24 protein-coding genes and 1 pseudogene are annotated in these 24,067 nt (G+C 72.9%); 13 read left to right on the top strand and 12 right to left on the bottom strand.

What is annotated here, in order from left to right; genetic code table 11:
* The first annotated feature begins 52 nt into the window (after positions 1-52).
* Both AV521_RS11240 and AV521_RS11235 read left to right on the top strand, forming a co-directional pair.
* On the top strand, positions 53-2,647 hold the full coding sequence (locus AV521_RS11240) for a helicase C-terminal domain-containing protein (RefSeq protein WP_076087124.1): 2,595 nt from the start codon (positions 53-55) through the stop codon (positions 2,645-2,647).
* Positions 2,648-2,709: 62 nt separating this feature from the next.
* The gene (locus AV521_RS11235; RefSeq protein ID WP_076087122.1) at positions 2,710-4,353 is read left to right on the top strand and encodes a DNA repair helicase XPB; all 1,644 of its coding nucleotides are present in this window, start codon (positions 2,710-2,712) and stop codon (positions 4,351-4,353) included.
* Positions 4,354-4,477: 124 nt separating this feature from the next.
* On the opposite strand, the gene AV521_RS11230 is transcribed toward AV521_RS11235, so the two are convergent.
* Positions 4,478-4,663, bottom strand: coding sequence for a hypothetical protein (locus AV521_RS11230; protein WP_076087120.1), 186 nt, complete (start codon positions 4,661-4,663; stop codon positions 4,478-4,480).
* Positions 4,664-4,957: 294 nt separating this feature from the next.
* Between AV521_RS11230 and AV521_RS11225 the strand changes: the two genes are divergently transcribed.
* Together AV521_RS11225 and AV521_RS11220 are read left to right on the top strand one after the other, a co-directional pair.
* On the top strand, positions 4,958-7,030 hold the full coding sequence (locus AV521_RS11225) for a UvrD-helicase domain-containing protein (RefSeq protein ID WP_076087118.1): 2,073 nt from the start codon (positions 4,958-4,960) through the stop codon (positions 7,028-7,030).
* Between the two features lie 50 nt (positions 7,031-7,080).
* Positions 7,081-7,725, top strand: coding sequence for a hypothetical protein (locus AV521_RS11220; protein WP_076087116.1), 645 nt, complete (start codon positions 7,081-7,083; stop codon positions 7,723-7,725).
* A 17-nt stretch (positions 7,726-7,742) separates the two neighbouring features.
* Here AV521_RS11220 and AV521_RS11215 read toward each other — a convergent pair whose 3' ends face one another.
* The gene (locus AV521_RS11215) at positions 7,743-8,438 is read right to left on the bottom strand and encodes a copper homeostasis protein CutC (RefSeq protein ID WP_076087114.1); all 696 of its coding nucleotides are present in this window, start codon (positions 8,436-8,438) and stop codon (positions 7,743-7,745) included.
* 96 nt (positions 8,439-8,534) lie between these two features.
* Positions 8,535-9,284, bottom strand: a pseudogene (locus AV521_RS11210) (maleylpyruvate isomerase family mycothiol-dependent enzyme).
* Positions 9,285-9,330: 46 nt separating this feature from the next.
* Between AV521_RS11210 and AV521_RS11205 the strand changes: the two are divergent.
* Both AV521_RS11205 and AV521_RS11200 read left to right on the top strand, forming a co-directional pair.
* A complete protein-coding gene (locus tag AV521_RS11205) occupies positions 9,331-9,978 on the top strand; it encodes a hypothetical protein (protein WP_076087112.1) in 648 nt (215 codons plus the stop codon).
* A gap of 28 nt (positions 9,979-10,006) precedes the next feature.
* The gene (locus AV521_RS11200; protein WP_076087110.1) at positions 10,007-11,074 is read left to right on the top strand and encodes a GNAT family N-acetyltransferase; all 1,068 of its coding nucleotides are present in this window, start codon (positions 10,007-10,009) and stop codon (positions 11,072-11,074) included.
* Positions 11,075-11,082: 8 nt separating this feature from the next.
* Here AV521_RS11200 and AV521_RS11195 read toward each other — a convergent pair whose 3' ends face one another.
* Complete coding sequence (locus tag AV521_RS11195) at positions 11,083-11,361, bottom strand: DUF4031 domain-containing protein (protein WP_076087108.1); 279 nt, start codon at positions 11,359-11,361, stop codon at positions 11,083-11,085.
* Positions 11,358-11,741, bottom strand: a complete 384-nt coding sequence (locus tag AV521_RS11190) for a hypothetical protein (RefSeq protein ID WP_076087459.1) — start codon at positions 11,739-11,741, stop codon at positions 11,358-11,360. The genes AV521_RS11195 and AV521_RS11190 overlap by 4 nt, the downstream gene beginning before the upstream one ends.
* Positions 11,742-11,797: 56 nt before the next feature.
* On the opposite strand from AV521_RS11190, the gene AV521_RS11185 reads away from it, so the two are divergent.
* From AV521_RS11185 to AV521_RS11170, 4 genes are read left to right on the top strand one after another with little or no spacing between them, the layout of a single operon-like run.
* Positions 11,798-12,703, top strand: a complete 906-nt coding sequence (locus tag AV521_RS11185) for a MurR/RpiR family transcriptional regulator (protein WP_076087107.1) — start codon at positions 11,798-11,800, stop codon at positions 12,701-12,703.
* 46 nt (positions 12,704-12,749) lie between these two features.
* Complete coding sequence (gene murQ / locus AV521_RS11180) at positions 12,750-13,673, top strand: N-acetylmuramic acid 6-phosphate etherase (protein ID WP_076087105.1); 924 nt, start codon at positions 12,750-12,752, stop codon at positions 13,671-13,673.
* 16 nt (positions 13,674-13,689) lie between these two features.
* The gene (locus AV521_RS11175) at positions 13,690-15,120 is read left to right on the top strand and encodes a PTS transporter subunit EIIC (RefSeq protein ID WP_076087457.1); all 1,431 of its coding nucleotides are present in this window, start codon (positions 13,690-13,692) and stop codon (positions 15,118-15,120) included.
* A gap of 29 nt (positions 15,121-15,149) precedes the next feature.
* Positions 15,150-15,380: a hypothetical protein gene (locus tag AV521_RS11170; RefSeq protein WP_076087103.1), complete on the top strand. Its 231-nt coding sequence runs from the start codon at positions 15,150-15,152 to the stop codon at positions 15,378-15,380.
* 18 nt (positions 15,381-15,398) lie between these two features.
* Here the strand turns inward: AV521_RS11170 and AV521_RS11165 are convergent, their stop codons facing one another.
* A complete protein-coding gene (locus AV521_RS11165) occupies positions 15,399-16,076 on the bottom strand; it encodes a bifunctional 2-polyprenyl-6-hydroxyphenol methylase/3-demethylubiquinol 3-O-methyltransferase UbiG (RefSeq protein WP_076087101.1) in 678 nt (225 codons plus the stop codon).
* 84 nt (positions 16,077-16,160) lie between these two features.
* On the opposite strand from AV521_RS11165, the gene AV521_RS11160 reads away from it, so the two are divergent.
* Positions 16,161-16,739, top strand: a complete 579-nt coding sequence (locus tag AV521_RS11160; protein ID WP_076087099.1) for a hypothetical protein — start codon at positions 16,161-16,163, stop codon at positions 16,737-16,739.
* Between the two features lie 26 nt (positions 16,740-16,765).
* Here AV521_RS11160 and AV521_RS11155 read toward each other — a convergent pair whose 3' ends face one another.
* The 4 genes from AV521_RS11155 to AV521_RS11140 all read right to left on the bottom strand — a co-directional run bounded on the left by AV521_RS11155 (position 16,766) and on the right by AV521_RS11140 (position 20,086).
* Positions 16,766-18,316: a carboxylesterase/lipase family protein gene (locus AV521_RS11155; protein WP_076087097.1), complete on the bottom strand. Its 1,551-nt coding sequence runs from the start codon at positions 18,314-18,316 to the stop codon at positions 16,766-16,768.
* A gap of 87 nt (positions 18,317-18,403) precedes the next feature.
* Positions 18,404-19,528 (bottom strand): NADH:flavin oxidoreductase, encoded by a 1,125-nt coding sequence (locus tag AV521_RS11150; RefSeq protein ID WP_076087095.1) that lies wholly within the window; start codon positions 19,526-19,528, stop codon positions 18,404-18,406.
* Positions 19,529-19,643: 115 nt separating this feature from the next.
* A complete protein-coding gene (locus AV521_RS11145; RefSeq protein WP_076087093.1) occupies positions 19,644-19,856 on the bottom strand; it encodes a hypothetical protein in 213 nt (70 codons plus the stop codon).
* Complete coding sequence (locus AV521_RS11140; protein WP_076087091.1) at positions 19,853-20,086, bottom strand: hypothetical protein; 234 nt, start codon at positions 20,084-20,086, stop codon at positions 19,853-19,855. Before AV521_RS11140 ends, AV521_RS11145 begins: the two co-directional genes overlap by 4 nt.
* A 114-nt stretch (positions 20,087-20,200) precedes the next feature.
* On the opposite strand from AV521_RS11140, the gene AV521_RS11135 reads away from it, so the two are divergent.
* Both AV521_RS11135 and AV521_RS11130 read left to right on the top strand, forming a co-directional pair.
* Positions 20,201-21,040, top strand: coding sequence for a helix-turn-helix transcriptional regulator (locus AV521_RS11135; protein ID WP_076087089.1), 840 nt, complete (start codon positions 20,201-20,203; stop codon positions 21,038-21,040).
* On the top strand, positions 21,024-21,233 hold the full coding sequence (locus AV521_RS11130; RefSeq protein WP_076087087.1) for a DUF397 domain-containing protein: 210 nt from the start codon (positions 21,024-21,026) through the stop codon (positions 21,231-21,233). Before AV521_RS11135 ends, AV521_RS11130 begins: the two co-directional genes overlap by 17 nt.
* On the opposite strand, the gene AV521_RS11125 is transcribed toward AV521_RS11130, so the two are convergent.
* Both AV521_RS11125 and AV521_RS11120 read right to left on the bottom strand, forming a co-directional pair.
* Positions 21,209-22,876, bottom strand: coding sequence for a transglycosylase domain-containing protein (locus tag AV521_RS11125; protein WP_079249223.1), 1,668 nt, complete (start codon positions 22,874-22,876; stop codon positions 21,209-21,211). The genes AV521_RS11130 and AV521_RS11125 overlap by 25 nt on opposite strands.
* Positions 22,873-23,976: a sigma factor-like helix-turn-helix DNA-binding protein gene (locus AV521_RS11120; RefSeq protein WP_076087085.1), complete on the bottom strand. Its 1,104-nt coding sequence runs from the start codon at positions 23,974-23,976 to the stop codon at positions 22,873-22,875. Before AV521_RS11120 ends, AV521_RS11125 begins: the two co-directional genes overlap by 4 nt.
* Between the last annotated feature and the right edge of the window lie 91 nt (positions 23,977-24,067).

Genomic DNA, 24,067 nt, shown 5'->3' with positions numbered 1-24,067 from the left:
CCCCATCCCGACTCACTCGGCTGGAACGTACTCACCCGCTAACGTGGGTCAGATGAGCCATGCGGCCCGCCCAGCCCCCCGTTCCCTCGCGGAAGCGCTCCGCGCACGGGACGACGTCTCCCTGGCCGCGCTGCTGCGCAGCCGCCCCGACCTCATCACGCCCGTCCCGACCGACCTCACCCAGCTCGCCACCCGCGCCGGCACCCGCGCCTCGGTGCTGCGCGCGCTGGAGCGGCTGGACCGGTTCGCGCTGCAGGCGGCGGAGGCGCTGGCCGTGGCCCCGGACCCGGCGTCGTACGACACGCTGCTCGGGCTGATGGCGGGCGACGCCGGGGACGAGACGGTCACCGCCGCGCTGCCGCGGGCCCTCGCCACCCTGCGCGAGCAGGCGCTGGTGTGGGGCGACGACGAGCGGCTCCGGCTGGTGCGCACGGCTCGTGAACTCCTTGCGCCGTCCCCGCAGCACCCGTCCCCGACCGGGCTCGGGCCCTGCGTGCAGGAGGCCGCCTCGGGCATGTCTCCGGGCCGTATCCAGGAGATCGTCACGGCGGCCGGGCTGCCCTCGACCCATGACTCGGTGTCGGCCATGGCCGCGCTCACCGCGCTGTTCGCCGACCGGAAGGCGATGGCCGAACTGCTCGACGGCGCCCCGCAGCCGTCCCGCGAGGTGCTGTCCCGGCTGGTGTGGGGGCCGCCGTACGGGCAGGTCACCGCGGACCCGGCGGCGCATCTGCGCTGGCTGCTGGACCGCGGTCTGCTGCTGCCGGCCGCGCCCGGCACGGTCGTCCTGCCGCGCGAGGTGGCCCTGCATCTGCGCGAGGGCCGGGCCCACCGCGCGCCCGAGCCGCTGCCGCCCGCCGTCGAACCCGCCACGACGCACAGTCCGCAGGTGGTGGACGCGACGGCGGCCGGGCAGGCGTACACCGCGCTGGCCACCGTCGAGGAACTGCTGAAGGACTGGGACGAGGGCGGCCCGGCCGTGCTGCGGGCCGGCGGCCTGAGCGTGCGCGATCTGAAACGGACAGCCGTCGCCCTGGACGTGTCGGAACCGGTCGCCGCGTTCTGGGTGGAGCTGGCGTACGCCGCCGGTCTGGTCGCCTCCGACGGCGAGGCCGACGAGCGGTACGCGGCCACGCCCGCCTACGACGAGTGGCTGGAGCGGCCCCCCGCCGAGCGCTGGGCCCAGCTCGCGGAGGCCTGGCTGGCGGCCACGCGGACGCCGGGGCTGGTCGGCGGGCGGGACGCGAAGGACCGTACGTTGTCCGCGCTGGGCCCGGGACTCGACCGGTCCGCCGCGCCCGAGGTACGGCACCGGGTGCTGACCCTGCTGTCCGGGCTGCCGGCGGGCGCGGCCCCCGACGCCGAGTCGGTGCTGGCCCGGCTGCGCTGGGAACGGCCGCTGCGCGGGCCCCAGCGGGACACGGACGGGACCGGCGAGGAGGATCTGCGCTCAAGGCTCGCCCGCTGGACCCTGTCCGAGGCCGAACTGCTGGGCGTCACGGGGCGCGGCGCGCTGTCGGAGCACGGGCGGGCACTGCTGGGCACCTCAAGCTCCTCGGCCACGTCGGCCGTGTCGGCCACGTCTGTGCCGGCCGTGTCGGACGTGCCGGCCGAGCCTGTCGGCCCCGGTGACAAGCTGCCCGTGCACCACCACCATCGGCCGGCCGCCGTCCCCGCTCCGCTCTCCCCGGCCGAGCAGGCCGTGGCGACGGCCGCCGCCGGGCGGCTGCTGGCGCCGCTGCTGCCCGAGCCGCTGGGCCACGTGCTGCTCCAGGCCGACCTGACGGCGGTGGCACCGGGACCGCTGCGGCGGCCGCTCGCCGATCTGCTGGGCGTACTCGCGGACGTCGAGTCCAAGGGCGGCGCCACGGTGTACCGCTTCACCCCGGCCTCGGTACGGCGCGCCCTGGACGCCGGCCGGACCGCCACCGACCTGCACGCCTTCCTCACCGAGCACTCCCGTACGCCGGTCCCGCAGCCGCTCGCCTATCTGATCGACGACGTGGCCCGCAAGCACGGTCACCTCCGGGTCGGCGCGGCCTCGGCGTACGTCCGCTGCGACGACGACACCCTGCTGAACGAGATCCTGGCCGACAAGCGCGCCGCGGCCCTGCGGCTGCGCCGCCTCGCCCCGACCGTGCTGGCCGCCCAGACCGACCCGGCCGCGCTGCTGGAGGGCCTGCGCGCGATGGGCTACGCACCGGCCGCCGAGTCCGCCGAGGGCGACGTCCTGATCGCCCGCGCACACGCCCACCGCACCCCGCCGCGCGCCGCCCCCGAACCGGTCCCCGACGGACCGCCGGCACCCGACGCCACACTGCTCGGGGCGGCGATCCGCGCGATCCGGGCGGGCGACCTGGCCGCCACCGCCCCGCGCAAGCCCGCCGGGCCCGGGGCCCCGCTCGCGGGCGGCGAACTGCCGCGCACCTCCTCCGCCGAGACCCTGGCCACCATGCAGGCCGCCGTCCTGACCGGCGAGTCCCTCTGGATCGGCTACGTCAACGCCGAGGGCACCGCCAGCCAGCGCGTCATCGCCCCGGTCCGCGTCGAGGGCGGCTTCGTCACGGCCTACGACCACACGGCGGACGAGGTCCGCACCTATCCCCTGCACCGGATCACGGGGGTCGCGGAGCTGGCGGAGGACTGACCCTGATCATCGGCCAATAGGGCACACTGGACGTTTGGCCGTAGGGAAAGGGTGTACCGCGCGTGAATGGTCCACTGATCGTCCAGTCCGACAAGACCCTGCTCCTGGAAGTCGACCACGAGCGGGCCGACGACTGTCGTCGGGCCATCGCGCCGTTCGCCGAGCTGGAGCGGGCGCCCGAGCACATCCACACCTACCGGGTCACACCGCTCGGGCTGTGGAACGCGCGCGCCGCCGGGCATGACGCCGAGCAGGTGGTGGACGCGCTGGTGCAGTACAGCCGGTATCCGGTGCCGCACGCGCTGCTGGTCGACATCGCCGAGACCATGGACCGCTACGGCCGCCTGACCCTGTCCAAGCACCCCGCGCACGGGCTCGTGCTCACCACCACCGACCGGCCGGTGCTGGAGGAGGTGCTGAAGTCCAAGCGGATCGCCCCGCTGGTGGGGGCGCGGATCGACCCGGACTCGATCGTCGTGCATCCCTCCGAGCGCGGGCAGATCAAGCAGGTGCTGCTGAAGCTGGGCTGGCCGGCCGAGGATCTCGCCGGGTACGTCGACGGTGAGGCGCATCCGATCGAGCTGCTGGAGGACGGCTGGGCGCTCCGGCCGTACCAGAAGCAGGCCGTGGAGAACTTCTGGCACGGCGGCAGCGGGGTGGTCGTGCTCCCGTGCGGCGCCGGGAAGACGCTGGTCGGCGCCGGTTCGATGGCCCAGGCGAAGTCCACCACCCTCATCCTCGTCACCAACACCGTCTCCGCCCGGCAGTGGAAGCACGAGCTGGTGAAACGGACCTCGCTGACCGAGGACGAGATCGGCGAGTACAGCGGGACGCGGAAGGAGATCCGCCCGGTCACCATCGCCACCTACCAGGTGCTGACGACCAAGCGGAAGGGCGTCTACCCGCACCTGGAGCTGTTCGACTCCCGGGACTGGGGGCTGATCGTCTACGACGAGGTGCATCTGCTGCCGGCTCCCGTCTTCAAGTTCACCGCGGATCTGCAGGCACGGCGCAGGCTCGGACTGACCGCCACCCTCGTCCGTGAGGACGGCCGCGAGTCGGACGTGTTCTCCCTCATCGGGCCGAAGCGGTTCGACGCGCCGTGGAAGGAGATCGAGGCGCAGGGGTACATCGCGCCGGCGGACTGTGTCGAGGTCCGGGTGAACCTCACCGACTCCGAGCGGCTGGCGTACGCCACCGCCGAGACGGAGGAGAAGTACCGCTACTGTGCGACGACGGACACGAAGCGGAAGGTGACGGAGGCGATCGTGCGCCGGTTCGCCGGGCAGCAGATCCTCGTCATCGGCCAGTACATCGACCAACTCGACGAACTGGGCGAGCACTTGAACGCCCCCGTCATCAAGGGCGAGACCTCCAACGCCCAGCGCGAGAAGCTCTTCGACGCGTTCAGGGAGGGCGAGATCAGTGTGCTCGTCGTCTCCAAGGTCGCCAACTTCTCCATCGACCTGCCGGAGGCCACCGTCGCCATCCAGGTGTCCGGCACCTTCGGCTCACGCCAGGAGGAGGCCCAGCGGCTCGGCCGGGTCCTGCGCCCGAAGGCGGACGGCCACCAGGCGCACTTCTACTCGGTCGTCGCCCGCGACACCATCGACCAGGACTTCGCCGCCCACCGCCAGCGCTTCCTGGCCGAACAGGGCTACGCCTACCGGATCATGGACGCCGACGACATCCTGACGGAGAGCTGAGCCGACGGCTCCCGACGAGGGTCGCGGGCAGGAGCGCGTTGCCCGCGAGGAAGGCCGCGGTGTGCCGTGGCCCACGGCCGCGCCTTCGGCCCGGTGGACGAGCAGATCGGCCACGGGTGGGCCGTCACTTATGGCGTATGCCTGCTTCCTCGCCGTACTCGCCGAGGATGACCACGCTGAACGCGGCCTCCGCGAACACCTTGATGGCACGCAGGGCGTTGCCCAGCGGGTGGTGATGGGGGCCGTCCGTCGCCGTGGCACCGGACGGAGGCCGGACGGGGGAGGAGGGGGAGATGGTTGCTGCGCTCATGCCTCCATGGTGGCTCGCCGGGCATAAGACCCGCATCGGTCTCCGGAGCCAATTCCCGGCAGTTCCGTGTAGGCCCCCGGGTGGACCGCGGCCCCTACTTCGGGGCCTCGTATCCCCTAGGGGTCGGAAAATCCATTGGCCTCCGTCCCGCCCACTCGCCTAAAATCTCCGCTCTTGCCCGCCTCCCCACGGAGTGCCGCCGTCCGCACGGAAACCGGACGGCCCCAGCCATGCCCAGTCGTGCACCCCACGCCCAGTCACGCGTCATGCGAGAGCAGATCCGGAGGCACCCCCTTGTCCGCGCCCGCCCACGAACCCCTCGAAGGCCCCGCCGGCGACCTCGCCGACCCCCTCTCCCGAGAGCGTTCCCACCTCGCCTCCTCCCGTGCCGCGCTGCGTGCCATGCGTGAGGACGTGGAGTCGCTGGACATCCGGGACGTCACCGCGAACTGGGTCAACGCCGAGGTGCTGTCCCGCCAGATCGACGAGCGGATCAAGGCGCTGGCCGATCTCAGCGACACCCCGCTGTTCTTCGGCCGGCTGAACTATCTGCACGCACCGGGTGCGGACCAGGCGGAGGGAGCGGAGGGCGAGCAGTTCTACATCGGGCGCCGGCATGTGCACGACGCCGACGGCGACCCCATGGTCATCGACTGGCGTGCCCCGGTCTCGCAGCCGTTCTACCGGGCGTCCAAGAAGGACCCGATGGACATCGGGCTGCGCCGCCGCTTCGGCTACACCGGCGGCGATCTCACGGCCTACGAGGACGAGCACCTGTCCGACCCGGAGGAGACCGCGAAGGCCAGCAAGCTGCTCCAGCAGGAGATCGAGCGGCCGCGCGTCGGCCCCATGCGGGACATCGTCGCCACCATCCAGCCCGAGCAGGACGAGATCGTCCGCAGCGGGCTGGGCGGGACCGTGTGCGTGCAGGGAGGCCCGGGGACCGGGAAGACCGCCGTCGGCCTGCACCGGGTCGCCTATCTCCTCTACGCCCACCGGGAGCGGCTCGCCCGCACCGGCACGCTCGTCATCGGACCGAACCGCTCCTTCCTGCACTACATCGAGCAAGTCCTTCCGGCACTGGGCGAGTTGGCCGTGCAGCAGGCCACCGTGGACGACCTGGTCGCGCAGGTGGAGGTGCGCGGCACGGACGACGCGGCCGCGGCCGTGATCAAGGGCGACGCCCGGATGGCCGAGGTGCTGCGCCGGGCCCTGTACTCCCATGTGACCCTGCCGACGGAGGGGGTCGTGGTGGTGCGCGGCTCGCGCCGCTGGCGGGTGCCGTCGTACGAACTGGAGGACATCGTCCGGGAGTTGCTGCAGCGGGACATCCGTTACGGCGCCGCCCGCGAGGCCCTGCCGCAGCGGATCGCGCACGCGGTGCTGGTGCAGATGGAGCGGGCCGGGGAGGCCCCGGACGACCGGGTGCAGGACGCCGTCGCCCGCAACAGCGCGGTGAAGGCGGCCGTGAAGGCGAGCTGGCCGGTGGTGGACCCGGCGAAGCTGGTCCTGCGGCTGCTGACGGACGCCGGGTTCCTCGCCGAGCACGCCGCCGGGATCCTGGACGAGGACGAGCAGCGGACGATCCTGTGGGCCAAGCCGGTGCGCGGTGTGAAGTCGGCCAAGTGGTCGCCCGCGGACGCGGTGTTGATCGACGAGGCGGCGGATCTGGTCCAGCGCACGCACTCGCTGGGCCATGTCGTCCTCGACGAGGCGCAGGACCTCTCCCCCATGCAGTACCGGGCCGTCGGGCGTCGCTGCACCACGGGCAGCGCGACCGTCCTCGGCGACCTGGCGCAGGGTACGACACCGTGGGCGACCCGCAGCTGGGACGAGGCGCTGGCCCATCTCGGCAAGCGCGAGGGCGTGATCGAGGAGCTGACGGCCGGTTTCCGCGTCCCCACGGACGTCATCACATACGCCTCCCGGCTCCTCCCGCACATCGCGCCCGGCCTCACCCCGGTGGCCTCCGTCCGTGAGAACCCCGGTTTCTTCGAGGTCCGTACGACCGCGGGGACGGCCGAAGTCATCGCCGCGTGCGAGGAGTTGCTGGGCAACGAGGGCTCGACGGGGCTGATCGCCGCCGACGCCCGCATCCCGGCCCTGTCCGAGGCTCTGACGGCGGCGGGGATCACCTACCTCGCCCCCGGTGAGGAGACCACCCGCGAGACCCGCCTCACCCTGGTCCCGGCGTCGCTCGCCAAGGGTCTGGAGTACGACTACGTGGTCCTGGACGAGCCGCAGGAGGTGGTGGACGGTGAGCCGGACGAACGGACGGGTCTGCGGCGGCTGTATGTGGCGCTGACGCGTGCGGTGTCGGGGCTGATCGTGACGCACTCGGCCCCGGTACCGGCCCAGTTGGCCTGACGGCCTAAGGTGCTCTCCGGTTTCGTCACGTCCCCATGGAAAGGCCTCCGTTGAGCACACCGCCGTCCCCGTATCCCGGCTACCAGCAGACACCCGGGCCGTACCAGCAGGCTCCCGGGCCGTACGCGCAGACGCCCGGGACGTACCAGCAGCCGGCACCGGCGCCGGGGCCGTATCAGCAGACGGCGCCCGCGCCGTACCCGCCCCAGCAGGCGCCCGGCGGCTACGGTCGTCCTCAGGCTCCGTACCAGCAGGCACCCGTCGACCACAGCCGGCCCGTCGCGCCCCAGCAGGCGCCCGCCGGTCCCGGGTGCGACGTGTGCGGCGCCGGGCCCGCCGCGCGGGTGACCGTCCGTGGCCACCAGGGCATGTTGATCGTGATGAGGAACCTGTGGCGGAAGGGCACCTTCTGCCACACCTGCGGGCTCGCCGTCTTCCGGAAGATGCAGTCGGACACGCTGGCGCAGGGCTGGTGGGGTCCGATGTCGGTGCTCATCACGCCCGTCACGCTGCTGATCAACCTCTTCACCCTGTCCAGGATCCGCAAGCTCCCCGCACCGACGGCCGCCCTGGGCCCCGGCCTGGACCCGGGCCTCCCTGTGTTCCGCCGCCCGGCCGGAATGTTCGGCCTGCTCCCGCTCACGGGCTTCGGGATCGTGTTCCTGTTCGTCCTGGTCGTGCTCGCGACGGCGTGAGAACACCGGACGAGGCCTTACTGCTCCCCGTCCAACACCCTCCGCCACTCGGCCACGAACCGCTCGGAAACCGGCCCCTCCCACCCGGAGGGGCGCGCCGCACCGCCGATGTGGAACGCGTCGATCCCGGCGCTGCGCAGCGGCCTCACATGCTCCAGGCGCAGGCCGCCGCCGACGAGGAGCGTCTGGTCGTAGCCCGGCTCCCCGCGCCGTCCCGCCTCCGCGACCAGCGTGGGCAGCCCCTCGTCCACGCCGTCGGCGGCACCCGCGGTCAGGTAGGTGTCCAGTCCCGGCAGGTCGGCGAGCTGCTTGCGCAGGGCGTCGCGGTCGGCGGCCCGGTCGATCGCCCGGTGGAAGGTCCACGCGCAGCCGTCCAGCGCGTCGACCACCCGCTCCACCGCCGCCAGGTCCACCCCGCCGTCCGCGTCGAGGAACCCGAGCACGAACTGGTCGGCGCCGGCCGCCCGCAGCTCTCCTGCCACCCCCACGAGCCGCTCCACGTCACCGGCCGCGAACCCGTCCGCGAGGCGGAGCATCACGCGCAGGTCGATGTCGACGGCGGCACGGATCCCGGCGAAGACGGCCACCGACGGGGTCAGCCCGTCGGCCGCCATGTCGGTGACCAGCTCCAGGCGGTCCGCGCCTCCGGCCTGGGCGGCGACCGCGTCCTCGGCGTCGAGCGCGATCACCTCCAGGACTGCACGCTTGCTCATGGCACCCCATTCCTCGGCGTTCCCCGGCGCGTACGCGTACCGCCGGCGGCTACAGGTCTAGTCCAATTCCAAGACTACGCCTGTACGGGGGCGCCCTCATCCGAAGATGTTGAGTTCCGCCTCCCGGGCGCCGGCCAGCTCGTACCCGCCCGCACCGACCGGCCGCCCCGCGTAGAGCCGTACGAGCGTGGCCGCGTCGCCGATGTACCGCGCGGGCGGGCCGCCGCCACCGCCGCGCCGAGCCGCAGCGGCTCGTCCACGTCGTCCAGGTCGGCGTGCAGCGGCAGGTGCTCCTTCTCGCGGGTGACCCGGACCAGCAGCGTCAGCGCGTCCGGCAGCCCCCCCCCCCCCCCCCCCCCCCCCCCCCCCCCCCCCCCCCCCCCCCCCCCCCCCCCCCCGCGTACGCCCCCGGCTCCCCGAAGACCTCGCGCACATCACCCGCGTGCACCCTCCCCCACTGCCCTAAAGGCGTGGGGGGACCCCCATCCCCAGCGCGATCATGTCCAGCACCCCGCCCGCCTCGGCGATCACCGGCCCGGCCTCGGTCGTCCCGCGCTCCAGCTCGTCCACGACCCGCGCGTTCGGCCACGCGGCCCGCTCGGCGATGTCCCGGTCGTTGGACTCCGGCGAGAACACGCCCTTCTCGAAGCGGCCCTGCACCACCCGTGTCAACGCGGCCGAGCGGTGCGCCGGCACATCCTGCACCGACCATCCGGGACACGCACCGGTCGGCAGGGCGAAGTCCGTGTCCGGACGCGACCGCAGCAGCGGTATCAACACGTCCCGCTCGACGGCGAGCAGCCGACCGGGGAGTTGGGGATCCCGTACGTCCTGTACGTCAGTCATGGGGCCACGCCAGGTGCATCGGGTGGCCCGGCGGGAGAATGGTGGCATGGCCGATCTTGACGACCTGCGTTCCCGCTGGCTGCGTGCTCTGCTCGCGGTACGGGACGACGACTCCTGCGCCCCGGACCCGTACCGGTACGCCGACGCCCTGCTGCGCCGCTGGCAGGAGCCGCAGCGGCGGTACCACACCGTGGAGCACCTGGCGGCCGTGCTCGGCCGTGTCGACGTGCTGGCGGAGTACGCCGCCGATCCGGACGTCGTGCGGCTGGCCGCCTGGTTCCACGACGCCGTGTATCTGCCCGAGCGGTCGACGAACGAGGAGCGGTCCGCCCGGCTCGCCGAGCGTGCGCTGCCCGAGGCCGGGGTCTCGCCGGACAGGACCGCCGAGGTGGCCCGGCTGGTGCGGCTCACCGTCACGCACGACCCGGCCGACGACGACCGCGACGGCCAGGTGCTGTGTGACGCCGACCTGGCGATCCTGGCCGCGCCCCCGTCGGCGTACGCCGCCTACACGGCGGAAGTGCGCGAGGAGTACCACTTCGTGCCCAACGACGCCTTCCGGGAGGGACGTGCGGCGGTTCTGCGTCAACTCCTCGGCCTGCCAAGGCTGTTCCGCACCCCGTACGGACAGGAGCACTGGGAGGCCACCGCCCGCTACAACCTCTCGGCCGAGCTGGAAATGCTGTCGACCTGAGGGAAGAGACCCCCTTAGGGTTCGCCCCATGCGAGCGACAAACGGGGATGACGTGATCGAGGCCGTGACCGGCTGCACCACGGTGCTGCGCGCGGCGGTGGACCGGGACTGGAGGGCCGTCCCGGCCGGACGGCTGGAGTGGGACTGCCACACCACCGCGGTCCATGTCGCCGACGACCTCGTCGCCTACGCCGCCAACCTGGCCGGACGCGCACAGGACGCCTACGTCCCCTTCGAGCTGACCCTCGACGAGGGCACCGACAACGCGAGCCTGCTGCACGTCATCGAGACGACCGGCGCCCTGCTCGCCGCCGCCGTCCGCACCGCCCCGCCCGGCGTCCGCGCCTTCCACCCCTACCCCTTCCGCAGCGCCGACCGGGTGGGCTTCGCCGCGATGGGCGTCGCCGAGGTGCTGCTCCACACCCATGACATGGCGGAGGGCCTGGGCATCCCCTACGAGCCGCCGGCCGACCTCGCCGAGTCCGTCCTGGCCTGCCTCTTCCCGCACGTCCAGCCCGGCCCCGCCCCCTGGCCGACCCTGCTGTGGGCCACCGGCCGCGGCGAGCTGCCCGGCCGCGCCCCGGTCACCGAGTGGCGCTGGCACAACAACCTCGTCATCCCCGCCGGACGCCTCACCCTCACCGGCCTGCGCCCGGCCGCCGCCCACCAGCTGCGCCTGGGCGGCGACGGCGGCTTCGACTGGGTCGAGGGCGGGCCGTACGAGGGCACCCGGGACGCCGCCGGTCTGCTGCTCAAGGCGTACGAGGCGGGCGTGCACCGGCCCGAGTTCAACGTCTTCGTCCTGGTCCGCACGGAGGACGGCCGCGCCGTCGGCGCCATGGGCTTCCACGGCGCCCCGGGCGCGGACGGACGCGTCGAGATCGGCTACGACCTCGCCGAGACCGCCCGTGGCCAGGGGTACGCCACCGAGGCCCTGCGCGCCCTGTCGCGGTGGGCGCTGGCCCGCGACGACGTACGGACGCTGCTGGCGAAGATCGACCCGGACAACGCCGCGTCCCGCGCCGTGGTCTCGCGCGCGGGATTCCAGCAGGTCAGCGCCGACGACAAGCTCGTGGCCTACGAACTGAACCGCTGAGCCGGCGGCTACGAACCGGGCCGCCGCGCAAGTCCCTTGGGCCTGCGCAGCCCCGACTCCCTGAGCAGCCGCACCACTTCGCGGCTGCGTACCTCCACCGCCCCGGCCGCCACCGCGTCCGCGTACCGGTGCGCCGGAAGGTCGTAGTGGTCGCGCTCGAAGGCGCGCCTCGGCACGCCCAACCGCTCGGCGAACGCGTGCAGTTCGTCGTACGACACATCGCTCACCAGGTGCGACCACATACGGCCGTGGCCGGGCCAGGCGGGCGGGTCGATGTACAGCGTCACGACGAGGTCATTCCGCCGGTGGCCGAGCCCAGCGAGCCCACCGCCGCGACCCTCACCCCCGCCTTGTGGCACACCCACTGCGGGTCGGGGCCCAGCTCGGGCTCCACGTCCAGCGCGTGCGGGTCGCCGGTGCCGCACACCGGGCACAGCGGCCAGCGGCCGTACCGATCCAGCAGTGCGTCCTGGACGTCCTGGGCGATCAGCCCGGCGACAAAGGCGACGCCTTCCGGCCACTGCTCGACCCACCAGCGCCGCTCCATGACGGAGTCCTCGACCAGCGAGACCACGTCCGCCTCCGCGACCTCACCCGCGACCAGATCGGCGAGCACGAGGGCCCGGGCAGCGTGCAAGGCCTGCTCAAGGGGACTGATGGGATCCATGGAACCCATTGTGCGCACTCTTGACCACCACACCGAACCGAAAATATCTTTCATCTGTGACCCAGGACGTGAAGGAAATTTTCGGCAGTCCGGGCGGCTCGCTCGCCGCCAAGGTGCGCACCCTCGCCCCTTCCATGACCCGGTCCATGCAACGCGTCGCCGAGGCCGTGGCGAACGACCCGGCCGGCTGCGCCGCCCTCACGGTCACCGGCCTCGCCGAGCTCACCGGCACCAGCGAGGCCACCGTCGTCCGCACCGCCCGGCTCCTCGGCTACCCCGGCTACCGCGATCTGCGGCTCGCCCTCGCCGGGCTCGCCGCGCAGCAGCAGTCGGGCCGCGCGCCCGCGATCACCACCGACATCGCGGTGGACGACCCCATCGCCGACGTCGTCGCCAAGCTCGCCTACGAGGAGCAGCAGACCCTCGCCGACACGGCGGCCGGGCTCGACACCGGCCAGCTCGGCGCCGCCGTGGCCGCGCTGGCCGGGGCCCGGCGTACCGATGTGTACGGCATCGGCGCGTCCGGGCTCGTCGCCCAGGACCTCACGCAGAAGCTGCTGCGGATAGGGCTCATAGCCCACGCCCACAGCGATCCGCACCTGGCGGTGACCAACGCGGTGCAGCTCCGGTCGGGCGACGTGGCGATCGCGATCACCCACTCCGGTTCGACGGGGGACGTCATCGAGCCGCTGCGGGTCGCGTTCGAGCACGGGGCCACGACCGTGGCCATCACCGGCCGGCCCGACTCACCGGTCACCCAGTACGCCGACCACGTACTGACCACGTCCACCTCACGGGAGAGCGAGCTGCGACCGGCCGCGATGTCCTCGCGGACGAGTCAACTGCTCGTGGTGGACTGTTTGTTCGTGGGAGTGGCCCAGCGGACGTACGAGACGGCTGCGCCCGCGCTGGCCGCGTCGTACGAGGCGCTGGCTCACCGGCATCGCACCGACCGCAGGTGAGCATCAGCACGCACAACAGCACCCGGACCTGAGAGAGCCACCCCCCATGACCTCGCATGAGCTGCGCAGTCAGCTGGCTTCCCTGACCACCGAAGCCTTCCGTCCCGAACTCTCCGACATCGACCGTCTGTCCACCCTCGACATCGCCCGCCTGATGAACGGCGAGGACGCCGCCGTGCCCACCGCCGTGGCGGCCCAGTTGCCCCGGATCGCCGCCGCCATCGACGCCGTGGCCGAACGCATGGCGAACGGCGGTCGGCTGATCTACGCCGGTGCCGGTACCGCCGGGCGGCTGGGGGTGCTGGACGCCTCCGAGTGCCCGCCGACCTTCAACACCGATCCCGGGCAGGTCGTCGGCCTGATCGCGGGCGGACCCACGGCCATGGTCACCTCGGTGGAGGGTGCCGAGGACTCCGGGGAGCTGGCCCGGCAGGACCTGGACGCCCTGAAACTCGCCCCCGCCGACACCGTCGTAGGCATCTCCGCCTCTGGGCGCACCCCCTACGCGATCGGCGCCGTCGAGCACGCCCGCGCCCTGGGCGCCCTGACCGTCGGCCTGTCCTGCAACGCGGACAGCGCGCTCGCGGCCGCAGCCGAGCACGGTATCGAGGTCGTCGTGGGGCCCGAGCTGATCACCGGGTCCACGCGGCTGAAGGCCGGTACGGCCCAGAAGCTGGTCCTCAACATGCTCTCGACGATCACGATGATCCGGCTCGGCAAGACCTACGGGAATCTGATGGTCGACGTACGGGCGTCGAACGACAAGCTCCGGGCCCGCTCCCGCCGGATCGTGTCCCTGGCCACGGGCGCCTCGGACGCGGAGATCGAGAAGGCCCTCACCGAGTCCGGAGGGGAAGTGAAGAACGCCATCCTCGCCCTCCTCACCGGCGTCGACGGCCCGACGGCCGCCCGCCTTCTGGAGGAGTCCGGCGGGCATCTGCGTGCCGCGCTGGCGCACGCGCCCCGCTGACCCGCACGCTCGGGGCGTGCGCAACGACCACCCCGCCGCCACCGCGGCCGCCGTCCTCGACCGGGTCGGCGGCCCGGCCAACGTCACCTCCGTGGCCCACTGCATGACCCGCCTCCGGCTGTCCCTCGCCGATCCGGCGGCTGCGGACGAGGCGGGGCTGCGGGCCCTGCCCGGTGTGGTGGGGGTGGTGGCCGACGGGCCCGCCTGGCAGATCGTGCTCGGCCCCGGGGTGGTCGACGAGGTCACGGCAGAGGTGACGACACGGGTCGCGGCCGGTCAACAGGGCCCCCACGGCACCGAGTTCGGAAACGCCACCGTCATGCGCGACAGCACCGACGTACGGGAAGCCCTGCGGCGCCGTAACGCCACCCCGTTCAAGACCGCCCTGCGCCGTATCGCGAACGTCTTCGTGCCGCTCATCCCCGCCCTGATCGGCTGCGGCATCCTGTCCGGCGTCAACGGGATGCTGCTGAACACCGGTTGGCTGCCCGGCCTCACCCCGGCCCTGTCGGCCGTCGCGTCGGCCTTCCTGGCGCTGATCGCGGTGTTCGTCGGCGTCAACGCGGCGAAGGAGTTCGGCGGCACCCCCGTACTGGGCGGCGCGGTCGCGGCCGTCGTGGTCTACCCGGGCGTGGCGAAGGTGACGGTGTTCGGGACGCACCTCGCGCCAGGACAGGGCGGGGTGCTCGGCGCGCTGGCCGCGGCGCTGCTCGCGACCCGGGTGGAGAGGTGGGTACGGGGCCGGGTGCCGGGCGCGCTGGACGTCCTGCTCACGCCCACGGTCACCGTCCTCGTGTCCGGCCTGGTGACGCTGTACGGCCTGATGTACGCGGCCGGTGCGGCGGCCACCGCGATCGGCACGGCGGCCGACTGGCTGCTGGCCACCGCCGGGGCGGCCGCCGGACTGCTTCTCGGCGGTCTCTTCCTGCCCCTGGTCATGCTGGGCCTGCACCAGGCCCTCATCCCCATCCACACCACCCTCATCGAGCAGCAGGGCTACACCGTGCTGCTGCCCCTGCTGGCCATGGCGGGCGCGGGCCAGGTGGGCGCGGCGCTCGCGGTGTACGTCCGGCTGCGCCACGACGTCTCCCACGACTCCCTGCGTACGACGATCCGCTCGGCCCTCCCGGCCGGCCTGCTCGGTGTCGGCGAACCGCTGATCTACGGCGTCTCGCTGCCACTCGGCCGGCCGTTCCTGACCGCCTGCGCGGGCGGGGCGGCGGGCGGAGGCTTCGTCGGTTTCTTCGCGATGCTCGGCACCAAGGTGGGCGCGACGGCGATCGGCCCGTCGGGCTGGGCACTGTTCCCGCTGCTGACCGGGAACCGGGGCCCGGCGGTGGCGGTGGCGGTCTACGCGGGCGGGCTGCTCACCGGGTACGCGGTCGGTTTCGCGGCGACCTACGTCTTCGGTTTCCCGCGCCGTCCCCGTGTGGCCGCACCCGCGTGACATCCCGCCCGACCGGTCGTTCCCCGGGCATGATGAAGAAGCTCCTGGCCACGGCCGTCCTCGCCCTGTCCGTCGCCGCCCTGGCCGCCCCCGCCCACGCCGACGACCGCGAGTTGGACACCGACTCCGTGACCTGTACCGGCAACCTCAACGTACTTCCCGTTCTCCAGCCCACCTCACCGCTGGCGCTGGCGGCCGGTGCCATCGCGGCCGTCCCCGTGTGCGGGGCGGGCAGCACCCTCAGCCAGCTCCACGGCTGACGACCCGGCGCCGGTTGTTCAGCGGCCTCGCGGGGCGGCAGGGGCACGCCAGACGAGGGTGTAACGCCAGAACAACCGGCGTCGTAGCCGGGCACCGGGAAGCAGCCGGGCCGCCTCGCGGCCGATCTCGTCGAGCGTCAGCTCCGGGTCATGCGTGAGCGCGGTCATGGAGACCGGCCGGTGCGCCGTGGCCCGCCCCCGGTTCTTCGCCCACCCCATCAGCAGGTTGAGCGGTATGGCCGCCAGCCCGATCGCGTGGTCGAGGGCGCCCCGGGGGCGGGCGCAGCCGACGACCACCAGGGTGCCGCCGGGGGCGAGTTCGCGCCGGAGGCGGGTGAGGGTGCCGGCACAGGGGAGGTGGTGCAGGACGGCGACGCAGGTGATGACGTCGTAGGGGCCGGCGGGAAGTCCGTGGGGGGCGGTGGCACGGGCGTAGGTGACCGGGGCCGATGCGTCCGTCAGCTCCCGTGCCCTGTCCAGAATCCGGGGGTCCGCGTCCACGCCGACGACCGACTCCGCGCGCCCGGCCAGCCGCCGCACCAGGTCCCCGCTGCCGCACCCCACGTCCAGGGCGCTGCCGAACCGGCGCGGCAACTGCCGTAGCAGCCAAGGGTGATAGTGCGCGTTGTGGTCCCAGGGGTGGGCGGCGTTGAAGCGGTGGAGGGCCTGCACCAGTGGGCTCGGCAGTGTCGTCACGCGGCCCAGTCGACCACGAGCGGGGACTGCGCCACCACGGTCTCCGCTGGACACCGGGGCAGGAAGGGTGTACGCAGGCTGACCATGAACCACGCCCAGCTCGCCGCCCTCGGAAGGGCGCTCCGGCTCCTCGGGGAGCACGGGGAGGCCCTCACCGCCGACACCCCGGACGCCCGGCTGCACGAGATCAAGGCGGATCTGCGCCGGGCGCTCGACCTGGTGGAGGAGAGCGCCGGGAGCAGCGCGCCCGCCACCCGGTGTGCCGAGCATCCGCAGGGGCCCGTGGACGAGAGCGCGCCCGATCTGTGCCTGCTCTGCGAGACCCGGCGGCGGGCCGCCCGCCGCTCCGAGTTCCAGGGCGGGCGGGCCGAGCCCGCGCCCGTCGCCACCGCGCCCTCCCGGTACGGCGTCCGCGCCGACCGGCCCCAGCCGCAGCAGCGCTGGCTGCCGGAGGCGTGGAGCGGGCAGGAGTGGCAGCTGTGCGGCACGCCCCGGCGGGACCGGCGCGAGGCCGAGGCGTATCTCGCCGCCCAGCGGCGCTCGTCCCGGCCCGCGATGGCCTACCGGCTCGTGCACGAGTTCACCGACTACGAGGTGCTGCGGGTGTGGGGCACACCGGTGCACGTCGACATCGAGCCCATGGGGAACATGGGGAACATGTAGCGCCCCGCCGTCCCTCTCCCCCGCCGTCAGCCCAGCAGGGGCAAGGGCGGGAAGTCGTACCCCTCCCACAGGAGTCTGTTCTTCTCCTCCGGGTACGGCGCCACCTCCGGCTCCGCGTCCAGGACCTGGACCAGGCGGGAGTGCGGGTCGTAGGCCGGCCAGCCGGGGTCGCCGGTCCGGGCGAACGCCGGCCAGGCACGGTGGAAGAAGGACGTGAGCCGCTCCGCCTCCGGTGTGGGTCTGCCGCCGGGGAAGAGAAGGGCGCCGAGGTCCGCGCCGTACGTGCCGAAGAGGAGCGGGATGTCCAGGGCGTGGCAGGCGCCCAGCTCGCCGCCGCTGTCGGGGGCCGGCCAGGTCAGTTCGTAGACATGGGCGCGGCCGCCGCCCGCGTGCTGGGCCTCCGCGAGGCGCAGGGTCGGCAGCGCGAACAGCCAGTCGGTCTGGACGCGTGCGAAGAGCTGCTCGGCGGAGGCGTCCGGGAAGGCGGCGCGGTAGGCCTTCTCGCCCGTCTCGCCGCCCGGCGCGTACATCCGCAGGGCCGCCGTCGCCAGGTCGTCCGTGACCTTGCCGTACAGGCCCGCCATGACCAGGAACAGACGGTACTCGTCGCGGTTGTGGCCGACGAGGAGGTCGATGTCGCGCCCCACGCCCGAGGCGAGGGCCTGCCAGGGGGTGGCGGGGAGGATCTCGCCGTCGACGACCGGGCCGAAGGGGACGGTGGTCGGGGCAACCTGGCCCCAACGGGCGGTGTACTGGACCATCTTGGTGCCCAGCGCCGCGCCCGCCTCGGTGAGCCGCTGCGGCGCCACCGTCGCCAGGTCGGCCGCCGTGGGCTCGCGGTCCGCCTCGGCCGCCAGTGCCGCCGCCATGTCGCGGGCCAGGTCGGCGGAGAAGAACGTGCCGGGCGCGCTCTGGGCGACCGCGCGCCGGAACAGCCCCCGCGCTCTGGGCATCGCCAGCAGGGCGGCGATGGAACCGGCGCCCGCCGACTCGCCGAAGACCGTGACCTTGGCGGGGTCGCCGCCGAACGCGGCGATGTTCTCCTGGACCCACTCCAGGGCCGCCACCTGGTCCAGCAGCCCACGGTTGGCCGGGGCGCCGGCCCAGAGGGCGAAACCCTCCATGCCCAGGCGGTAGTTGAGGGTGACGACCACGACGTCGCCGGCGCGGGCGAGATGCTGGGAGTCGTAACCCGGCTGGCCGGAGTGGCCCAGTTTGAACGCGCCGCCGTGGATCCACACCATCACCGGGCGGGCGGCGGAGGGGTCCGGATCCGGGGTCCAGACGTTGACCGTCAGCCAGTCGTCGCTCTGCGGGGGCGAGAGTGGGACCGTGCGTCCGGCGAAGCCCGTCTCCTGCGGGGGCGGCGGCCCGAAGGCGTACGCCTCCCGGACGCCGTCCCAGGGCTGGGACGGCCTCGGGGCCTGAAAGCGGGCCGGACCGACGGGAGGTGCGGCGAAGGGTATGCCCCGGAACACCGACAGACCCTGCTCACGCAGGCCACGCACCGCGCCGGAGGCGGTGCGCACGACAGGGCCGTCGGCGTCCGGCCGCACCTGGGACTCACTCTTCGTCATCACTCGCTCGCTCCTCGCTGCCGCACCACTCATCACGACAACGCACGACGACGATCACAAGTGCCCGACCGGAAGGGGCGGATGGGATCAGCTGAGAGTCTTCACGGCGGCCGCGTCGTACGGCTTCAGCTCGTCGAAGCGGTCGGCCAGCACCTTGGCCGCCCACTCCGGGTCCTGGAGCAGCGCGCGGCCGACGGCGACCATGTCGAACTCGTCGGCCTCCAGCCGGTCGAGAAGGTTGTCGATGCCCTGGATCGGGGAGCCCTCACCCTGGAAGGCGTTGAGGAAGTCGCCGTCGAGGCCGACCGAACCGACGGTGATGACCTGCTTGCCGGTGATCTTCTTCGTCCAGCCGGCCAGGTTCAGGTCCGAGCCGTCGAACTCCGGCACCCAGTAGCGGCGGGTGGAGGCGTGGAAGACGTCGACGCCGGCCGCGGCGAGCGGGGTCAGGATGGCCTCCAGCTCCTCGGGGGTCTCGGCGAGCCGGGCGGTGTAGTCCTGCTGCTTCCACTGCGAGTAGCGGAAGATGACCGGGAACTCGGTCGAGACGGCCGCACGGACCGCCGCGACGATCTCCGCGGAGAACTTCGTACGGGCCACCGGGTCGCCGCCGTAGGCGTCGGTACGACGGTTGGTGCCCTCCCACAGGAACTGGTCGAGGAGGTAGCCGTGGGCGCCGTGCAGCTCCACACCGTCGAAGCCGATGCGCTCGGCGTCCGCGGCCGCCTGGGCGAACGCGGCGATGACGTCGTCCAGGTCCTTCTGGGTCATGGCCTTGCCGGTGGTCTCGGCGCCCGCGGTGACGAGGCCGGACGGGCCCATCGCGGGAGCCTCCGGGTAGGGAGCGTCACCGTCCTTGCGGACCATGCCGATGTGCCAGAGCTGCGGGACGATGGTGCCGCCCGCCGCGTGCACGTCCTCGGCGACCTTCGCCCAGCCGGCCAGCTGCTCCTCGCCGTGGAAGCGGGGGACGCGGTGGCTCTGCCCGGCCGACTCGTGGCCGACGTACGTCCCCTCGGTGACGATCAGCCCCACACCGGCGGCGGCACGACGGGCGTAGTACGACCGCACGTCCTCGCCCGGGATGCCGCCCGGGGAGAACATCCGGGTCATCGGCGCCATCACGATCCGGTTGGGGACGGTGAGGCCGTTGAGCGCGATCGGGCGGGAGAGTATCTGGGCCGCGCGGGAGGCGGGGGTCGTGACGGTCACGTGGGGGGCTCCTCGTGAGGGACGGTGTTAACCGGTCGGTATGTGAACACGCATTGTTGCAGCTCCTTAAGTAACCGCCTATGCGGTGCCCCACATTCCGGCCCGCGGGAAGCCCTCACGTGACACCGCTCACACTGTCCCGGTTCAGCCGCCGCACCCGCTCCCGCAGCACCTGGTCCGGCGCCGCCGGCTCGACCGACTCCGGCGGACAGTCCCACTCCCGGCCACCGCCGATGGGGCGCAGCTGCACATAGCCCCCTTCACGCGCCATGACCTCACCGATCCGCCCGCTGCGCGCGTCGACGGCGTACTCGGGTGTACGGCTCACGCGCCAGGCGCCTTCCCCCGGAGAACCGCCGCCAGCCGCGAGGCCACGCCCAGATTGCAGCGGCCCAGGTCGACCAAGGCGTACGAGTCCTCGTCCGAGGTGCTCAGCGGGTCGACCCGCAGCGACGGCAGGACGATCCCCACCCCGCGCAGAGCGACCCGCAGCCGGTCCACCGCTTCATCGGCAGTCCGGGCGGGCCGCTCATCGACGGTCGTTTCCTTCGTCTCCATTGCGCCACTTCCTCCACGCTGAGTATTCACGTTCGCCACACAGAGTGGCCGACCGCGCTCTAACCTGGCCAGAGATGGCGCCCAACAAACTCTGCTGTCAGACCAGGAGTTGCCATGGCAGGACCGAAGGACCTCGACCCGTCGTCATCGCCGCGCGCCTTGTTGGGCGCCGAGTTACGGCACGCTCGGGAACGGAAGGGGCTGAGCCAGGAGCAGTTGGGCCAGCGGCTGTTCGTGAGCGGGTCGTTCATCGGGCAGCTGGAGGCGGGGACTCGGCGGATGCGGCCGGAGTTCGCGCGGATGCTGGACGAAGTCCTGGAGACGGGGGGTTTCTTCCAGCGGAACTGCAAGGCGGCAGCCCGGTCGAAGTATGAGGAGCCCTTCGCAGAGGCGGCAGAGGCTGAGGCGCAGGCCGCGGCGATCAGGCAGTACGCCCCGCTCCTGATCCCCGGACTGCTCCAGACCCTCGCGTACGCACGGGCCGTGAACCGCGCGTACGACCCGACGGCCCGGGAGGAGACCATCGACGAGTGGACGGAAGGCCGGATGGAGCGGACCCGCCTGCTCGACAACCCAACAAAGCCGGTGTTGTGGACGGTGCTTGACGAAGCCGCGTTGCGTCGGGAGACCGGCAGCCGGGCGGTGATGGCGGAGGCACTGAGTCACATCGCGGGTCTGGCCCGCCGCAACCGGGTCATCGTGCAGGTGCTGCCGTTCAGCGCAGGAGCACACACGGCGATGATGGGCGCCCTGAAGCTGATGGACTTCGAGGACGCGCCTCCGCTGGTCTACTTCGAGGGGGTGCGCACCGGTCGGCTGGAGGACGACCCGGCCACCGTCGCCCAACTGAGGTTCGCGTTCGATCTTCTCGTGGCCACCGCGCTCTCGCCGCAGAAGTCCCTGGCCCTGATCGAGGCGTTGGCGCACGATTACCCCCATGAGGAACATCCCTGACCACGACCTGAGCACAGCCACCTGGCACAAGTCGAGCCACAGCCAAGGCGGCAACGACTGCCTCGAAGTCACCCACGACTTCCCCACCCTCATCCCCGTCCGCGACTCCAAAACCCCCCACGGCCCGAAGCTCCTGCTCCGGCCGTCGGCCTGGTCCGCGTTCGTCGATCACCTCAAGCGCCCCCAGAGCTGAGTCGCCGTCTGTTCCGTGAACGCCGTCGGTGAGGGATCCGTCGGCAGCTGCGCAGGCACCGTCGTGTCCTTCTTCTTGCCCGGCTTGTCGGCGAAGAGGGCGACGGTCAGGGTGAGCCGGGTGTCGTAGGCGACGGTCCACACCGTGCGGCGGGTGATGCCGCCGCCCGCGCCCGCCGTGAACCGGACCGGCGCGGCCACCACGCGGGCCGCCGTCTCCGGCAGGACCCGGTGGCGGTCGGCGTGCGCGGAGTAGACGGTCCGGCCGTCGCGGGTGATGCGGGCGACGGTGTACGGCGCGGCGTACATGCCGTCGGCCGCGACCGCCGCGTACGCCGACGTGAGCTTCAGCGGTGTGGGCGCGGTTGTCTTCGGGAACCCCGTGAGCGGCGCCCCGAACCGCCGGCCCGCCAGCGGTGTCATCACCGTACCCGCCTCCACCGCCCCGCTCACCGCGTCGTTGAAGGGTTGCCGGGCGTAGTCCGACCCTCCGTACAGGACCCGCACCGCACCGTCGCCGGGCTCGATGCCGACGACCGCGGTGTGCAGCCGTACCCCGCCCTTGGCGGACTTGAGGCCCTTGACCAGTTCCGCCGTGGAATCCTGCTGGGTGAGGTCGAAGGTGGTGCGCACGGTGTAGCCGCCCTTCGCCAGCTGGTCCTCGGTGATGCCGAGCCGGTCGGCGGCCTCTTTCGCCGCGACGTCGATCAAGTACTGCCGCTGACCGTCGGTGGCCCCCGGCGGATAGAAGCGGAACGCCGGGAAACGCGCCTCGGACCGCTGTCTCGCCGTGATGTTCCCGCTCGCCGCCATCGCGTCGAGCACCCACTCCCAGCGGCGCTGGAGGGTCGCCGTGACCTTCGGGTCCGAGCCGGCCTTCTCGTAGTAGGAGGGGAGGTTGATGATGGCGGCCAGGGCCGCGCCCTGCGAGACGGTGAGGTCCTTGGTGTCGACGTCGAAGTAGTTGCGCGCGGCGGCCTGCACGCCGGCGGCACCCCGGCCGAAGTACACGGTGTTGAGGTAGCCCTGGAGGATCTCGTCCTTGGAGCGCGTGCGGTCCAGCTTGACCGCGATCAGCGCCTCGCGCGCCTTGCGTGACAGCGACTGCTCGGGGCTGAGCAGCGCGTTCTTCACGTACTGCTGGGTGATGGTGGAGCCGCCCTGCCGTTCGCCGCCGGTCAGCGCCGCCGCGACGGCACGGACCAGGGCCTTCGGGGAGACCCCGGAGTCGCTACGGAAGGAACGGTTCTCGGCGGCGATCACCGCGTCCTGCACATACCGCGGAACCTGCGACAGCGGTACGTCCTGACGGTCGACCGGGCCTCGGCGGCCCAGGTAGGCGCCCTTCTCGTCGAGGAAGACGGTGCTCTGGACGACGGTGTCCGGGTGCGGCTCGGGAATGACGGTGAGCTTGTACGCGACGACGACCGCCGCGCACAGCAGGACGATCAGGGCCAGGAAGGCGGCCAGCAGCCTACGCGCGATACGGCCCCGGTTGCGGCGCAGGCGGACGCGGAACGGGACACGGCGAGAACTCCCGGTCGTGGCCGCCTTCTTGGACCCGCGCCTGGGCTTCTTCCCGGGATCCTTCTCGGGCCCCCGCTCGGGCTCCGTCCTGGGCTCCTGCTTGAGTTCCGGGGTCATGCCCGCCACCCCCCGCTCCGCAACCGTGCCACGACGGTGCCCGCGGTGTCGTACACCCTGACGCCCTGACCGTCGCCGGTGCCTCCGGTGCTCCCGGTGCTCCCGGCCGACTCCATGCCCTCGACGATGAGCGTCTTGGTGTCCTGCTCGGACAGCGACCTGCTCGCGTACCAGACGCCCCAGCCGGGGCGGCCCGCCAGGGTGAGCACGTTGGCGGCGACCGGGCCGTGGCCGGTGTCCAGCTCGACACGTCCCGGGTCCCCGGTGACGCCGTAGTACAGGCCGGACAGGAAGTACCCGCCGCGCACCGGCTCCGCCTGCACGGACACCCCCGGCTTGTGGCACGGACAGGTGTCCAACCCGCGGAACTGGTTGGCCTGTTCGGGCGTCGACCAGTGGCTGCCGTCCGCGGTCAGCCACATCTCCACGCCGGGCGCCGCCTGCACCCGCTCCCCCGGCGCCACGATCCGTACGGAACCCACCGCGCGGCCGGCCACCGTACCGGACGGCTCACCGTGACCGGTCCCGCCGAGCCGGCCGACGGTGAGGAAACCCCCGGCCACCAGCACCACCGCACAGCCGCCGGCGGCCACCGCGGCCCGACGCCGCCGCGCCCGCCCCCGCACGGTCACCGCGTCCAGCGGAAGCGGACCGGGAACCACGGCACCGGCCACGGCGGCATAGTCCTTGCGCAGCCGCTGCTCATCGCCCCCGGCCGCCTTCACCCCCCGCTTGCCCAAGTGGCGCACCGCGCCTGTGGAGATGCCGAGCAACTGGCCTATCTGCGCGTCCGGCAGCCCCTCGCCGTACCGCAGCACCAGCACCGCCCGCTGCCGGTCGGCACGCCGCCCGAGCGGCCACGGCCGCCGCAGCCAGCTCCGCACGAGGTGACGCCGTACGTGGAAGTCCACGTCGTTGCGCGGGACCCGGCGCCAGCGCGCGTACACCCGGGTCAGCGTCCTCCTCGCCAGATCGTCCGCCTCGGGCGGATCCCCGGTGAGCAACCGCGCGGTGACGAGGAGCCGGGGCCAGCAGGTGCGCGCGTAGGCGGCGAAGTCGTCCGCGGGCAAGTCGTCATGGATCCCGGCACCCTTCCGCATCGTCTTCTCCTTGGGTCACGTGTGTTTCGATGTACGCCGCACACGCGGCCCACGGGACCTGTACGCACGGACGGGGCGGGCGGGTTGCACG

Source organism: Streptomyces sp. IMTB 2501, from assembly GCF_001953885.1.
In the GTDB taxonomy this organism is placed as follows: Bacteria; Actinomycetota; Actinomycetes; order Streptomycetales; family Streptomycetaceae; genus Streptomyces.
Note: the sequence above shows the minus strand (reverse complement) of the source record. Positions and strands in the feature narration are given on the sequence as shown.